Here is a 14,486-nt window from a genome sequence, read left to right as displayed (position 1 = left end):
GAGCAGTCACTCGTCTCCCGACTCGTTGCATACGCACATTACGGTTGCTGAGACACAGTACGGGGATCGCACCCGACTTCCGTTAGTAACTCTCCAAATATTCAGTTCTCTAACCCATAACTCCGCTTCAATTACATCACAGTCCCCAGAAAAAGTCAAGGTATCCTCATTGGAAACAAAAAAAGGGATGAGGCAGGGTGACGGGTCCTGCCTCAGAATGAAAAAAGAATGAAAAGCAATTGGGGCTCCACAGTGATTCCGTTATTATCTAAGGATTCATGGTGGCCTTTGTCTTCTCTCATTCTGAGGAAAAACAAAGGACTGTGGATATGCCCACAGCCCGTATTCGCTGATGCTTGTGTCTCTCCGAATCGGTTCACCGCCGAATGAGAAACGTTTCCGTGCAGGTCTCCTGGCTTAAGGATCATCACCGCGCTCCACCTTCCCAGCTTTCGCCAGTGGTATACCGGAGCCGCTCCCCTATCACAGTGGCGGGACCGCTCGGGATCTTCACCCGATTCCCTCTTAGCTCCCCTGCGTCACATCCCGCAGGCGAGAACACGAAACTGCATTTCAATTGCATTTATATTATAGACTTTTCTGGACCATGTAGTCAAGTCTTTTCAATCTTTTTTCGATAATATTGGTACGCGTTTTTTGACACATGTCTGCCCGCCCAGGTCTTTGGGCCCAGCTTCTACTCCTCCGACTGCTGCTTCGAGATCTCCACGATATCCTGGAATCGTGCGTTGACCTTGTCGTAGTTGCCCTTTACGTGGGGGAATATGCACCCAGAGCAATCCTTGACCCCATTGTCGGTAATCTTGTAGTTGCCGCCACACTTAGTCCCCAACGCATACAGCGGACAATAGCAGAACAGGCAGTTGAAAGTATCCGGGTCATTTGTCTTGTGACATGGGAAAAACTCACACTCCCTATGCTGGAAAAATTTGAACCGTTCCTGGCTCAGATCGATGTCGCTCATCCTCTCCTCCTTTCCATTCGATGTCTATTCCACAAAAACGCTCCCGCCGATGAATTCCCGCAGGATCGAATTGTTGGCGATCTGACTGTCATCCTCGATGATCTTGATGGGCTCAAAGAACTTGAGGATCCGCATGGCCTCCGCATACTCCGGCTGGTCCGGACGGATCTCCTGAAGCAGCGGCTCTGCGTATTTCTTCAGCACCGCGATCTCATAGTCATAGTAGGAGTTGAACAGCACGTCCGCCTCCTCGCTGAAGGGGAAGATATTCCTGTCCTCCCCGGCCCGCACCTTTGGCCAGTCCCGAATGGTATCTGCCGCACTGTGTCCACGGAACTGGTAGTCTCGTACCATCCGGCGGAGCATGCGCTCATCCGTGGTCGGCACCCGGGTGTTCTCATCGATATTCAGCTGGGTCAATGGGCTGATATAGACCTTGTACTTGTGCGCCCTGGGGATCTGAGAGGTCATTGCCTCATTCAACGCGTGAATCCCCTCGATCACCAGCATCTGGTTGGAGTTCAGCTTGGTGAGCCGTTTGCCAAAGACTTTCTTCCCTTCCATGAAATCAAAGGTAGGCAGATCCACCTCCTTACCTGCCAGAAGGTCGTTCATGTTGCGGTTGAACAGTTCCAGGTCGATGGCCTCCAGGTTCTCGTAGTCCGGCTCGCCGTGCTCGTCCAAAGGCGTATCCTTCCGCTCCACAAAGTAATCATCCGTGCCCATATACAGCGGATCCAGTCCCAGCACCTTCAGCTGGATACAGAGGCGCTTGGCAAAGGTGGTCTTGCCGCTGGAGGATGGTCCTGCGATGAGGACGATACGTTTCTTCTGTTGTTTGATGGCGCTTGCGATCTCCACGATCTCTTTCTCGTGGAGTGCCTCCGACAGAAGGATCAGTTCCCGATAACTACCGTCCGCAATGCGCTCATTCAGCCCGGCCGCATACTCGATACCGAGAATGCGATCCCATATCTTCCGCTTGCCGAAAGCATTGTAGAGTTTCTGTTGGTCCACCCTCTCCGGCAGCCTGTCCGGTTCCTTCGGCAGCGGGAACCGCACCAGAGCACCGTACTTGTACGGAATGAATTCAAAGTACTGGATATATCCCGTAGAAGGTGCCATTGGCCCAAATACATAATCGATATATCCGTCCAGCTCGTAGACCATATGCGACTTCTGCTCTGGGAACTGCCTGAGTAGTCTGGCCTTCCCCGTGCGTCCCAGTTTCTCTGCAGAGCGAATGTACACATCTGTGTCCACCATGTGACGCAGGATCGGCATATCTGCATCCACCAGCCTCCTCATCTCTGCCTGCACCTGAGCAGCCTCTTCCTCTGTAGGTTGTCCATCCTTGTTGATAGAAAGATACAGGCCTCGGTTGAGGGAATTGTCTACGACCACCTTGGCCTCTGGCAGCACGTTCTTCAAAGCCACCAGCGTGATCATCACCAGAGTACTCTGATAGGCGTGATCCGCCACATGGGTACGCATATCCAGCAGATCCACATAGCTGCCGTCGTTATCCTCCTCCAGAACATGCAGCAGCGACGCATACTGGTTGTCCAGTCTGGCCATCAGTGCCGTGTAGGGCATCTCATCCTGTACCTGCTTGTACAAGGCCTCGATCGTGGTGCCCGGCGCCACCTCCATCTCTCGGTATTCGCCGCGTGGTTCTATCTTCAGGTTGATCTTGATCATAGGTATCTCCTTGCTGATTGGTAAGTCCTGGGCATTAAACACCCTCATTATACCAAATCCCCTTCCCGATTACAATACATAGGTCGGGACCGCCGCATCCTCACAGCGGTCCCTCTCCCGTCTGAGTCAGAACGGCACCTCCTCTTCCGCAGCCGCATAGTGCTCCGACTCCTCGGCCACTTTAGATGTGGCAGATTCGCTCTCATAGAGCATTTCCTCCGCGGGATCTTCTCGAGTGCTCCGAGCATTCTGAACGCTCTGATCGTGCTTCGCGGCAGACTGCTCCGTCTCCTCAGCGTCCCTCTCCTGCTCCGCCGGCGCATATTCTCCGGAAATCTGCTGCTCAAAAGCACGCTTCTCTGCAGCCAGGCGCGCTTCTTCTTCCCGAAGGGCGGCCTCTCTAGCCGCCAGATCCGCCACTTTACCGTCGATTCCCTTCTCCTTCTGCTCTTTCCATATCAGGTAGAGCCTCACTACATCCCGCATCTCATTCTCGTACAACGTTATCCCCTTGGTCATACGGTCCCCCTCCGGAGACCAGCCCCGGATGTCGAACTTGGCTGGTTCCTTCTTGTTCCAGCAGATCAGGTTCAGTTGCTTGTCCCAGGCATCCGTGCCCGAGGGGATCGTTCCCAGTCTCTCTCTGAACTCATACTCGATTCTTCCGTTTCTTCCGTTGATCGTTGGCATACTTTCATCTCCTTTCGCCAATCCTTCCTTTTGCCGGTGTGGGGCATATACTAACAACTTTACCTTAGAACGTCAATGCTTTTTCCACAAAAAAACGCCCGGAGAGAAAAGAAAGTCTTTTCCCTTAGGACGTTGAAATTTCAATGGTAAATGTCAGTCTATTCGGATGGTCAAACGGGCGCCCAGTCGCGAGACTACAAAAAAAGCACTTGAGTGATATTCTGTAGTAGGTTCTGCGGCGATGCGACTACACTTTCCAAGCAGAACGGTGTTTTTGTAGTAGTTTTCGCAGCAAACGACTACAAAGCCTTGCTAAACTCCAGATTTTGTAGTCGTTTGACGCCATCGGCTTCCATAATATTGAATATACTGGTAATTAATTGCTATTACCTGCTACAATAACCGCTATATGCGCTGTTTTTGTAGCAGGTCACCCCTCAAACCTACTACAAAAACCCTCTCACCCCGGAAAAGTGTAGTCCGCCGCCTATAGAGGCGGGGGATATCTGGCGCTCGTTATCAATCACCCTTTCCGAAGCAGTGTCATCACGGTGACCTCTGGCGGATTGTTCAGCCGAAGCGGGAATGTGCTGTTTCCCAGCCCCCGGCTCACTAGCATGACGCCGTCCCCACAGGGATGCAGCCCCGCCGTGTAGCGCGGAAAGGCTCCCTGATTCGGAGAGAACAGTCCCTGTCCCCCCGGCGTCCGAAACTGTCCGCCGTGTGCATGGCCGCACATCACCACATCCGGTGCTCCCGCCGCATAAGATTCTACCAGCTGGGGCTCATGGGCCAACAGCAGGGTAAATCCGTCGTCGGTCGCATCGCACAGTTCCTTCACCTTGCGTGCTACCTCCTCTCGTTCCACTTCCGTTCCCTCACTGTGCAGGGTATCAAGGAAATCCGTGATCACGTTTCCTGGAGTCCACTCCTCCGTGCCTTCCGCCAGAGCTCTTGCCCCGTAAATACTGTACTCCGAAAGTCCCACCACGTTGATGTGCTCTCCGCCTCGGATCACGATGACTGACTCGTCCAGGAGCACCTTCACCCCCATCTGCCGCAGTTCCGCGTAGAAAGGCTGCATTCTGGTCTCCGAAAGACGCACCTCATGGTTCCCGTTCACATAGTAGACCGGCGCGATCTTCAGCAGGCCGCTCACCGCTTTCATGGCCGCCATGAAGTCTGTGTGATTCCGGTCCACAAGGTCACCAGTGATCACGATGATATCCGGCTCTGCCAGTTTAACCTTCTCTATCAGATCCGCCTGCATGACACCAAAATACTCGCTCTGCAGATCTGATACATTCACGATCCGGAATCCATCGAACCCTTCCGGGACGCGTTCCGACCGGCAGATGTACTCCGTGATCTGAATGGCTTTGTTCCCCTCAGCCAGGTGCTGGGCGGTCTTCGCGGCTACACACGCCGCCAACAGCGCCGTACCGCCAGCAAGGATCAGTCTTTTCTTGGTCATAGTTTTACCTCCAGCTCTACCGGGCAGTGATCGCTGCCCAGGATGTCCGTATGAATCTTCGCTTCTTTGATGTTATCCCGCAGACGGTCGCTGACCAGGAAGTAGTCGATGCGCCATCCCGCGTTGTTCTTCCGGGCGTTAAACCGGTAGGACCACCAGCTGTAGACACCGGTCACATCGGGATAGAGATAGCGGAAAGTGTCCGTAAATCCCGCTCCCAGAAGCTCGGTCATCTTGCCCCTTTCCTCATCGGAGAATCCGGCCTTCCCCCGGTTAGGCTTCGGGTTCTTCAGATCGATCTCCTGATGCGCCACGTTCATGTCGCCGCAGATGATCACCGGCTTACGAGAGTCGAGTTCCTGCACAAAGCCTCGGAAGTCGTCCTCCCATTTCATGCGATAAACAAGCCGTTTCAGTTCCGGCTGCGCGTTGGGCACATACACGTTCACCAGATAGAACGCTGGATACTCCAGGATGATCCCCCGTCCTTCATCTGTATGCTCCCCAAAGTTGTACTGTACCGAAATCGGCTCCTCCTTAGCAAAGATGGCCGTTCCTGAATATCCTTTCTTCTCAGCGCTACAGAAAAACTGCCGGTATCCGGGCAGATCCACCGTGGCCTGTCCCTCCTGCATCTTCGTTTCCTGGATACAGAAGAAATCCGCATCCAACCCGCGTGCTATATCCTCAAACCCCTTGCCCAGGCAGGCCCGAAGTCCGTTTACATTCCACGATATCAGTCTCATTGGTCTCCTCCGCTTTTTTTCTTTTTCATAGTATAGCACGGGAGTAAGGTCATCAGCAAGCCGCATCGATCAAAGAAACGAGATGTATCGCCATGAACTGACCCCCAAAAGTTAGACCAAGAATCTAACTGGAGGAGGTCAGTTTTGTTATGGCAAAGTATAGTTATGAGTTTAAACGCATAGTTGTGGATGAATACCTAAGTGGACAAGGAGGCTGTAATTATCTTAGCCAAAAATACAGTCTCACACGATCACTTATTCAGAGATGGGTTTCAAACTATCGTCATTTTGGGGATGACGGTCTTAGAAGAAGCAGGCAGAAGCAGAAATACACTTTCGAATTCAAGCTTCATGTAGTAGAATTGTATTTATCAAGTGAACTCTCTTACCAGACTCTTGCGAGCCAAGTAGGAATGACAAATAGCACATTAATTACCCAATGGGTCAATAACTATCGTGCTGCTGGACCTGAAGCCCTGAAGCCTAAAAAGAAAGGTCGAAAACGAACAATGGATAAAGAGAAAGTCATCCGCGAGATCAAAGAAGGTGATTCGGAAGAGCAGAAGGAACTTCTTAAGCAATTGCAGGAGGAGAACCTTAGACTTCGGATCGAGAATGCATTTTTAAAAGAATCGAGGAGGCTGCGTTTAGAGGAGGAAGATCTTCTGAACGAACTGCGAGAATCGTCCACAGCCTCCGAGGAGAATTCAAATTAAAGGACATTCTCGCAGCAGCAGGACTTCCAAAAGCCACGTATATGTACTGGCAGAAGCGATTTGATCGCGAGGATCCGGATGCTGAGCTTCTTCAGATCATGAGAGATATCAGAGAAAAGCATAAGAACTATGGCTATCGTCGAATCTATGGAGAGCTTCGGAAGCATGGCATCAAGGTAAACAAGAAGCGCGTCCATCGCATAGTCCAGAAGTATGGCATGCAGGTCACCTCATTCACCAGGAAGAGCCGCAGGTTCAGTACATACAAGGGTGTCGTAGGAAGGATCGCTCCAAACAGAGTGAACAGAAGATTCAACACTAACATTCCTCATCAGAAGATCACTACGGATACGACAGAGTTCAAGTACTATGAGCCGGATGACAAAGGCAGAGTATCCATCAAGAAGTTTTATCTTGATCCATTCATGGATATGTGGAATCTGGAGATCCTGAGTTATGGCATTTCAGATCGTCCATCTGCGCAGAGCATAATGACGGCCTTGAATGAGGCAATCGATGTAACAAGCGATTGCAAGTTCAGACGCACATTTCACTCTGACCGTGGCTGGGCATACCAGATGAATGCTTATCGCTATGAACTGAAGAAGAACAGGATCTTTCAAAGCATGTCTCGCAAAGGCAACTGCTACGACAACTCACCCATGGAAAACTTCTTTGGGATCATGAAGCAGGAGATGTACTATGGTCAGGTATACAGAAGCTTCGATGAACTCAAAGATGCGATAGACAAATACATACGTTACTACAACCAAAAGCGCAGCAAAGCATCTCTTGGATACCGGAGTCCAGTTGAGTACCGGGAAGAGATATTAGCTGCATAGAAAAACTCCAGCGATTTCTCACTGGAGCAAAAGTCTAACTTTTGGGGGTCACCTCACCATTTGGCCCTTTTTTGAACATCTTTTTCTTTTTCAGAAAATACAATCAATATATTGCCCCTCCCTCAAAATCGTGGTATCATATTAAAGTAAGAAACTGGACGAGGAGACCGGGAGAGACCGCCACATTGGAGGCGGCGCCGAAGGGGCGCAAGGTGTTAAACTCTCAGGCAAAAGGACCGATCTCTGACAGTTCCCTGGAGAGCGTATGCGCACCGACGAGGATCAAATCTTTCAGGTAAACGGACAGGGCACACGAGTTATGTTCGTGTGCCCTGTAATTGGTTTTTGACAGAGTGCACAGAAGATGGAGGTAGGTTTTATGTCTGATGAAAAGCTGAAGAGAACTTCACTGTTCGACACACACGTCAAGTACGGCGGCAAGATCGTACCTTTCGCAGGCTATGAAATGCCTGTACAGTACAAGGCTGGCGTTATCGAGGAACATATGGCGGTCAGAACCAAGGCCGGTATGTTCGATGTTTCCCACATGGGTGAAATCCTGGTCAAGGGTCCGGATGCCGAGAAGAACCTGAATATGCTGCTGACCAATGATTACAGCGGTATGGCGGATGGGCAGGCTCGCTATTCCCCCATGTGCAACGAGGAGGGCGGCGTTGTAGATGACCTGATCGGCTACAAGGTCAACGACCAGTTCTTCCTGCTTGTGGTTAACGCAGCCAACAAGGACAAGGATTACAAGTGGATCTGTGACCATCAGTCCGGTGATGTGACCATCGAGGACATCTCTGCCCAGGTCGGCCAGATTGCCCTGCAGGGACCCAAAGCCATGACGATCCTGAAGAAGCTGGTGAAAGAGGCAGACATCCCCGCAGAATACTATGCTGCTACATACAATGTAGATTTGTGCGGCAGCAACGTCATGATCTCCACCACCGGGTACACCGGAGAAGAAGGCGTCGAGATCTACATGCCGTGGGAGGATGCCCCGAAGATCTGGGAAGCTCTGATGGAAGCAGGTGCTGACGAGGGCCTGATCCCCTGTGGACTGGGCGCCAGAGACACCCTGCGACTGGAGGCTGGTATGCCACTGTATGGCCACGAGATGGACGACACCATCACCCCGAAGGAAGCTCTGCTGTCCATGTTTGTCAAGATGGATAAGGATGATTTCATCGGTAAGGCAGCGATCGAGGCCAAGACACCGCCGGCACGCAAGAAGGTCGGCCTGGAGGTCATCGGCCGCGGCATCATCCGCGAGCACATGGACGTCTACAAGGGCGACAAGAAGATCGGTGTGACCACATCCGGTACTATGTGCCCGTACCTGAAGAAAGCCATGGCCGTCGCTCTGGTGGAATCGGATGAGCGCAATCTGGGCGATGAGGTCGAGGTAGACGTCAGAGGCAGAAGAGTCAAGGCCAAGATGGTCAAAGCCATGTTCTATCAGAGAGAACAGTAGTTATGTATACGTCCTCGGGCTGCGGCTGCGGCCCGGGATAAGTGGTAATTTTTATTATTTTGGAGGTAATCACAATGTTATTCGCAAAATCACACGAATGGGTAGACATGATCGACGACACTACAGCAACCATCGGAATTTCCGATTTCGCACAGAGTGAACTGGGCGGCCTGGTATTCGTAAACCTGCCCGAGGTTGGCGATGAGGTCGAGGCTGGCGAAGTATTTGCTGACGTTGAGTCCGTTAAGGCTGTCTCCGACATCTATTCCCCGGTCACCGGCACCGTAGCAGAGGTCAACGAGGAACTGCTGGATGCTCCTGAGAAGATCAATGAGGACGCTTACGGCGCATGGTTTATCAAGGTCGAGAACATCAGTGAACAGGCAGATGACCTGATGGACGAGGATGCCTACAAGGCATACTGTGACGAAGCTTCTGCTGAGTAACCGAAGAACCTTTTCAGAAAAAGAGGTGAATACTATGGGCTCATATGTACCTAATACATTGAAAGAGCGGGAGGCCATGCTGAAGGAAGCCGGTTACGCCAGCTTCGATGACATGTTCTCCTGCATCCCGGAGGAAGTCAAAGTAAAAGAACTGAACCTCCCCTCCGGTAAGAGCGAGATGGAAGTGGCTCGTCTGATGGAAGCCCTGGCCGGCAAAAACAAAGTCTATGACTCCATCTTCCGGGGTGCAGGTGCTTACAATCACTACATCCCGTCCATCGTGGGCAGCGTGGTCAGCAAGGAGGAATTCCTCACCGCTTACACCCCATACCAGGCGGAGATCAGCCAGGGTATCCTGCAGTCGATCTTTGAGTTTCAGACCATGATCTGCGAGCTCACCGGTATGGATGTTTCCAACGCATCCCACTATGACGGAGCCACCGCCGCAGCAGAGAGTATCCCCATGTGCCAGGACAGAAAGCGCAAGGTCGCTTACGTCTCTGAGACCACCCATCCGGGCGTGATCCAGGTCATGAAGACATACTGCTTCGGCAGCAATACCGAGCTGAAGGTCATCTCCGCCGTTGACGGTCTGACCAACCTGGACGAACTGAAGGAAGCTCTGGAGGCGGATCCTTCCGCAGCCTGCTTCTATGTCCAGCAGCCTAATTTCTACGGCAACTTCGAGGACTGCGAAGCCATCGCTGAAATCGTCCACGGAGCAGGTGCCAAGTTCGTTATGGGTGTGAACCCCATCACACTGGCCATCACCAAGACCCCTGCCGAGGTAGGCGCGGACATCGCCGTTGGTGACGGACAGCCTCTTGGCATGCCCATCGCATACGGCGGCCCCTATGTAGGATTCATGGCCACCAACAGCAAGATGATGCGTAAGCTTCCGGGCAGGATCGTGGGCGAGACCGCAGACGATGATGGCAACCGGGCGTACGTGCTGACTCTGCAGGCCAGAGAGCAGCACATCCGCCGTGAGAAAGCAAGTTCCAACATCTGCTCCAACCAGGATCTCTGCTGCCTCACTGCTTCCGTCTATATGGCGGCTATGGGTGCTGAGGGAATGGCTGAGGCAGCCAAACAAAGCATGGCCAAGGCACATTATCTGGCGGATGCTCTGGAGAAGGCTGGATACAAGGCTTTGTACCAGCATGACTTCTTCAACGAGTTCGTCACCGAGTGCCCCTGCGGCGCAACCGCGCTGATGGACGCGCTGGCCGAGGAAGGCATCCTGGGCGGACTGCCCCTCACAGAGAACGTCGTCCTTTGGTGCGCCACCGAGCTGAATACCAAGGAAGATATGGACAAGCTTGTCGCAATCGCGGCCAAGTGCATGGGAAAGGAGGCGTAGGAGATGAAACTTATATTTGAACTCGGCGCCGAAGGCAGAGGCCTCTCTCTCCTGCCGGCCTGCGATGTTCCGGAGACAACACTTCCGGAAGGCTATGTCCGTCAGAGCAAGCTGCACCTGCCGCAGGTCTCGGAGAACGAGATCAGCCGGCACTACACAGCACTGGCAGGACGCACCCACGGCGTGAACAACGGCTTCTACCCGCTGGGATCCTGCACCATGAAATACAACCCCAAGATCAACGAGGACGCCGCTGCTCAGAAGGGCTTTAAGCGTGTACATCCTCTGCAGAATGAGAAGGATGTTCAGGGCTCCATGGAAGTCATGAAGATGGCGGAGGACATGCTGGAAGAGATCTGCGGCATGGACGCATTCACCCTGCAGCCGGCTGCCGGTGCCCACGGTGAGTTTACCGGCTTGCTACTGATCAAATCCTATCACATGGATCGTGGGGACACCAAGAGAACCAAGATCATCGTACCGGATTCTGCCCACGGCACCAATCCTGCCAGCGCGGCTATGTGCGGATATGATGTGGTCAGCATCGACTCCGCAGAAGACGGATGTGTCGATCTGGATGCCCTGCGGGCAGCAGTAGGCGAAGATACGGCGGGCCTGATGCTCACCAATCCGAATACCGTCGGTATCTTCGACAAGAACATCCTGGAGATCACCAAGATCGTCCACGAGGCAGGCGGACTGTGCTACTATGACGGCGCCAACCTGAACGCAGTCATGGGACAGGCTCGCCCCGGAGACATGGGATTTGACTGTGTCCATGTGAACCTTCACAAGACCTTCTCCACACCTCACGGCGGCGGCGGCCCGGGTTCGGGACCTGTGGGCTGCAAGGATTTCCTGGCGAAATTCCTGCCCGGCTTCCACATTGAAGGGAATGCTGAAGACGGATTCCACTACGCAGTCGGTGAGAAGACCATGGGTGCTGTCAAGCAGTTCCATGGCAACTTCCTGGTCATCGTACGTGCACTGACCTATATGCTGACACTGGGCAAGGAAGGCATCCCTGAGGCGTCTGCCAACGCAGTGCTGAACGCCAACTACATGCGTGTGAAACTGGCACAGAAATTCGAGATGGCTTATGACACCACCTGTATGCACGAGTTTGTCATCGATGTTGGCGAGCTGAAGCACAGGACCGGCGTATCAGCACTGGATGTGGCCAAGGGACTTCTGGACTACGGCTTCCATCCACCCACAATGTACTTCCCGCTCATCGTCCACGAGGCTTTGATGGTAGAGCCTTGCGAGACAGAGCCAAAGGAAGTCATGGACGAGTTCATCGACGCCATGCTGGAGATCTATGCGCAGGCGGAGAAGGATGCGGAAGTCCTTCACACCGCGCCGCATAACACCGTCATCGGACGTCCGGACGAGGTGGGCGCAGCCCGTAAACCTGTGGTGCGTTACGTCTGGGAGGACTAGTCTATGGTAAGAAAGCTCAGATGGCTGCGGACCAACAACACCTGGCCCTACCGAAATCTGGCAATCGAAGAATACCTGACGACACACACTGCACCCGGCGAAGTGATCCTCTTCCTCTGGCAAAACCACCACACGGTGGTCATTGGAAAGAATCAGGACGCCTGGAAAGAATGCAAAGTAAATGAGCTTGAGGAAGGCGGCGGATATCTTGTCCGCCGCCTCTCTGGTGGAGGCGCTGTGTACCATGATGCCGGCAACCTGAACTTCACCTTCTGTGTGCAGAAGCCGGATTACGACGTAGACAGGCAGCTTGGGGTGATCCTGCGGGCGCTGAACGCCCTGGGGATCCCCGCAGAGAAGACCGGCCGCAATGACATCACTGTAGGGGGCCGGAAGGTCTCCGGCAACGCATTCTATCGAAGCGGCCCCTACTGCTACCACCATGGAACCCTTCTGGTGAACGTGGATCCTGCGAAGATGGGCCGCTACCTGAATGTAGACAAGCGGAAGCTGGCCTCCAAGGGGGTGGACTCGGTCCGCGCCCGGGTGATCGGCCTTTCGGAATCGAAACCGGAGTTGACGGTGGACATGCTGGCGGATGCTCTACTGCACGCTTTCTCAACAGAGTATGGCCTGGAAGCATCGCAATTAGACGATGCGTCTCTGCCCACGGCAGAAATCGATGCTCTTACAGCAAAATTCAAAAGCTGGGACTTCCGGCTGGGTCGCCCCATCCCCTTCACTTATGAGATGGAAGATCGTTTCGACTGGGGCGGGATCGCTCTGCAATTCTCTGTGAAGAGCGGCCTAATCGAACATCTGACAGTCCGAACGGACGCAATGGACGACCGGCTGGAGTCGGCTTTGTGCCAGGCACTGACCGGCAAGCGATACGATGCCGGTGTGCTGACGGAGGCAGTGGCGAACATGGCTTTGGCCACGGATATCACAGATGAGGCCGCGACACAGGCTATCCGCCAGAACCTCATCGACTTGATAAAGGAGAAAATATAAATGGAAAAATATGATCTGATCGTCATCGGCGGCGGACCGGGCGGCTATGAGGCTGCCGCAGAGGCCGCTGCAGAATACAAGATGAAGGTGGCGCTTGTGGAGAACCGGGAACTTGGCGGCACCTGCCTGAACCGTGGTTGCATCCCTACCAAGGCGCTGCTCCACTCCGCAGAGTTGTACCGGGAGTTGAAGCTGCATGGTGAGGCGCTGGGCCTGACCGCGGTAGGCGACGGGGGCATTGATATGTCCAGACTGCACGCCCGGAAGGACGAGGTGGTAGACCAACTTGTTACCGGTGTAACGGGACTCATGAAGAAAAACAAGGTGAAGGTCTATCGCGGCCTGGGAACCATCGTGGATAAAGGCCGCGTCGATGTGGCGCTTTCGGATGGATCTTCGGAATCTTTGGAAGCAGAGCATATCCTGATCGCCACCGGTTCGGTCCCCTCTGTGCCGCCCATCCCTGGTGCGAACAGTCCCAAGGTCTTCACCAGCGATGAGATGCTGGAACTAGATCACCCTATCAAGAGCCTGATCGTCATCGGCGGCGGTGTCATCGGTTGTGAGTTCGCCTCTGTGTTCAGTTCCCTAGGTGTGGAAGTCACAATCATTGAGGCCCTGCCCCGCATCATCGCCAACCTGGACAAGGAGATCAGCCGCAGCCTGACACAGATCCTGAAAAAATCCCGCGGTATCGATATTCACACGGATGCCATGGTAACGGAGATCAAGGAGGCCGGGGAACAGGTCACCTGCTGCTACAAAGAGAAGGACGAGATTTGCGAAGCCACTGCGGATCTGGTGCTGATGTCCATCGGACGCCGCGCCAATACCGCCGGTCTCTTCAGTGACGCAACATCTCCTGATGTGGCAGGCATGGAGATGAACCGCGGCATGGTGGTGGTAAACGAGAACTACCAGACCAGCGTCCCTGGCATCTACGCCATTGGTGATGTGATCGGTGGAATCCAGCTGGCTCATGTGGCTACCGCAGAAGGACGCTGCGCCATTGCCCACATGAACGATGCCCCGGCACCCTGCGATGTAAAGACGATCCCCTCCTGCATTTACACGGATCCAGAGATCGCCAGCGTCGGCATGAGCGCCGACGAAGCGAAGGAAGCCGGCATCCCCGTGGTCTCCAAGAAATACTCCATGGGAGCCAATGGCAAGTCCGTGCTGTCCCTGCAGGAGCGCGGCTTCATCAAGATCATCGCCGACAAAGACTCGCACAAAGTCCTGGGCGCTCAGATGATGTGCGCCCGCGCAACGGATATGATCAGCCAGTTCTCCCAGGCCATTGTCTGTGGCCTCACTCTGGAGGACATGGCTCGGACCATTTACCCCCACCCTACCTTCAGTGAGGGGATCGGGGAAGCCCTGAAATGAGAGACCTAACCCCATTTGCGAAGCAAATGGTCGGTAGGTCCTCAGTCAGAACAGCCCGAAGCGAAAGCGAGGTTGCTCAGGCGGCCGTCACAATGAAACGTGACGGCCGCCTTTTTTACGCCCTGCTCCTGTTTCCCCGAATCAGTTTCTGTTCACCTTGGACGAATAGATGTGAATATATATTCACTATCTTGTAT

Annotated in this window: 13 protein-coding genes and 2 riboswitches; of the genes, 8 read left to right on the top strand and 5 right to left on the bottom strand. The window is 53.6% G+C overall.

Annotated elements, in window-relative coordinates:
• Window positions 1-384: 384 nt before the first annotated feature.
• Window positions 385-579: riboswitch (cobalamin riboswitch) on the bottom strand.
• Window positions 580-697: 118 nt separating this feature from the next.
• The 5 genes from P156_RS0109800 to P156_RS0109780 form a co-directional block, all read right to left on the bottom strand.
• Window positions 698-985 (bottom strand): cysteine-rich small domain-containing protein, encoded by a 288-nt coding sequence (locus tag P156_RS0109800; RefSeq protein WP_027869958.1) that lies wholly within the window; start codon window positions 983-985, stop codon window positions 698-700.
• Between the two features lie 24 nt (window positions 986-1,009).
• Window positions 1,010-2,686 (bottom strand): nucleoside kinase, encoded by a 1,677-nt coding sequence (locus tag P156_RS0109795; protein ID WP_027869957.1) that lies wholly within the window; start codon window positions 2,684-2,686, stop codon window positions 1,010-1,012.
• A 126-nt stretch (window positions 2,687-2,812) separates the two neighbouring features.
• Window positions 2,813-3,376, bottom strand: a complete 564-nt coding sequence (locus P156_RS13415) for a YdbC family protein (RefSeq protein ID WP_185752203.1) — start codon at window positions 3,374-3,376, stop codon at window positions 2,813-2,815.
• A gap of 523 nt (window positions 3,377-3,899) precedes the next feature.
• Window positions 3,900-4,850, bottom strand: a complete 951-nt coding sequence (locus P156_RS0109785; protein WP_051600890.1) for a metallophosphoesterase — start codon at window positions 4,848-4,850, stop codon at window positions 3,900-3,902.
• Window positions 4,847-5,596: an exodeoxyribonuclease III gene (locus P156_RS0109780; RefSeq protein WP_027869955.1), complete on the bottom strand. Its 750-nt coding sequence runs from the start codon at window positions 5,594-5,596 to the stop codon at window positions 4,847-4,849. The genes P156_RS0109785 and P156_RS0109780 overlap by 4 nt, the downstream gene beginning before the upstream one ends.
• A 149-nt stretch (window positions 5,597-5,745) precedes the next feature.
• Here P156_RS0109780 and P156_RS13615 point away from each other — a divergent pair, with 149 nt between their 5' ends.
• The 8 genes from P156_RS13615 to lpdA all read left to right on the top strand — a co-directional run bounded on the left by P156_RS13615 (window position 5,746) and on the right by lpdA (window position 14,289).
• Complete coding sequence (locus P156_RS13615) at window positions 5,746-6,312, top strand: helix-turn-helix domain-containing protein (protein ID WP_027869954.1); 567 nt, start codon at window positions 5,746-5,748, stop codon at window positions 6,310-6,312.
• Window positions 6,216-7,154 (top strand): IS3 family transposase, encoded by a 939-nt coding sequence (locus P156_RS13610; protein WP_369770559.1) that lies wholly within the window; start codon window positions 6,216-6,218, stop codon window positions 7,152-7,154. The genes P156_RS13615 and P156_RS13610 overlap by 97 nt, the downstream gene beginning before the upstream one ends.
• Window positions 7,155-7,312: 158 nt before the next feature.
• Window positions 7,313-7,403, top strand: a riboswitch (glycine riboswitch).
• 130 nt (window positions 7,404-7,533) lie between these two features.
• Window positions 7,534-8,634, top strand: a complete 1,101-nt coding sequence (gcvT, locus tag P156_RS0109765; RefSeq protein ID WP_027869952.1) for a glycine cleavage system aminomethyltransferase GcvT — start codon at window positions 7,534-7,536, stop codon at window positions 8,632-8,634.
• A 74-nt stretch (window positions 8,635-8,708) separates the two neighbouring features.
• A complete protein-coding gene (gene gcvH, locus P156_RS0109760; protein ID WP_034802514.1) occupies window positions 8,709-9,080 on the top strand; it encodes a glycine cleavage system protein GcvH in 372 nt (123 codons plus the stop codon).
• A 34-nt stretch (window positions 9,081-9,114) separates the two neighbouring features.
• Window positions 9,115-10,443 carry an aminomethyl-transferring glycine dehydrogenase subunit GcvPA gene (gcvPA, locus tag P156_RS0109755; RefSeq protein ID WP_027869950.1) on the top strand — a complete coding sequence of 443 codons (1,329 nt, stop codon included), beginning with the start codon at window positions 9,115-9,117 and terminating at the stop codon, window positions 10,441-10,443.
• A gap of 3 nt (window positions 10,444-10,446) precedes the next feature.
• On the top strand, window positions 10,447-11,886 hold the full coding sequence (gcvPB, locus tag P156_RS0109750) for an aminomethyl-transferring glycine dehydrogenase subunit GcvPB (RefSeq protein ID WP_027869949.1): 1,440 nt from the start codon (window positions 10,447-10,449) through the stop codon (window positions 11,884-11,886).
• A gap of 3 nt (window positions 11,887-11,889) precedes the next feature.
• The gene (locus tag P156_RS0109745; RefSeq protein ID WP_027869948.1) at window positions 11,890-12,900 is read left to right on the top strand and encodes a lipoate--protein ligase; all 1,011 of its coding nucleotides are present in this window, start codon (window positions 11,890-11,892) and stop codon (window positions 12,898-12,900) included.
• Complete coding sequence (gene lpdA / locus P156_RS0109740) at window positions 12,901-14,289, top strand: dihydrolipoyl dehydrogenase (RefSeq protein ID WP_027869947.1); 1,389 nt, start codon at window positions 12,901-12,903, stop codon at window positions 14,287-14,289.
• Window positions 14,290-14,486: the final 197 nt, after the last annotated feature.

Source organism: Eubacterium sp. AB3007 (assembly GCF_000688015.1).
Taxonomy (GTDB): Bacteria; Bacillota; Clostridia; order Peptostreptococcales; family Anaerovoracaceae; genus Aminicella.
Note: the sequence above shows the minus strand (reverse complement) of the source record. Positions and strands in the feature narration are given on the sequence as shown.

Bases quoted from the DNA above. Each gene is read 5' to 3' on its own strand.
- P156_RS0109800 (WP_027869958.1), bottom strand. From the start codon at position 985: ATGAGCGACATCGATCTGAGCCAGGAACGGTTCAAATTTTTCCAGCAT.
- P156_RS0109795 (WP_027869957.1), bottom strand. From the start codon at position 2,686: ATGATCAAGATCAACCTGAAGATAGAACCACGCGGCGAATACCGAGAG.
- P156_RS13415 (WP_185752203.1), bottom strand. From the start codon at position 3,376: ATGCCAACGATCAACGGAAGAAACGGAAGAATCGAGTATGAGTTCAGA.
- P156_RS0109785 (WP_051600890.1), bottom strand. From the start codon at position 4,850: ATGACCAAGAAAAGACTGATCCTTGCTGGCGGTACGGCGCTGTTGGCG.
- P156_RS0109780 (WP_027869955.1), bottom strand. From the start codon at position 5,596: ATGAGACTGATATCGTGGAATGTAAACGGACTTCGGGCCTGCCTGGGC.
- P156_RS13615 (WP_027869954.1), top strand. From the start codon at position 5,746: ATGGCAAAGTATAGTTATGAGTTTAAACGCATAGTTGTGGATGAATAC.
- gcvT (WP_027869952.1), top strand. From the start codon at position 7,534: ATGTCTGATGAAAAGCTGAAGAGAACTTCACTGTTCGACACACACGTC.
- gcvH (WP_034802514.1), top strand. From the start codon at position 8,709: ATGTTATTCGCAAAATCACACGAATGGGTAGACATGATCGACGACACT.
- gcvPA (WP_027869950.1), top strand. From the start codon at position 9,115: ATGGGCTCATATGTACCTAATACATTGAAAGAGCGGGAGGCCATGCTG.
- gcvPB (WP_027869949.1), top strand. From the start codon at position 10,447: ATGAAACTTATATTTGAACTCGGCGCCGAAGGCAGAGGCCTCTCTCTC.
- P156_RS0109745 (WP_027869948.1), top strand. From the start codon at position 11,890: ATGGTAAGAAAGCTCAGATGGCTGCGGACCAACAACACCTGGCCCTAC.
- lpdA (WP_027869947.1), top strand. From the start codon at position 12,901: ATGGAAAAATATGATCTGATCGTCATCGGCGGCGGACCGGGCGGCTAT.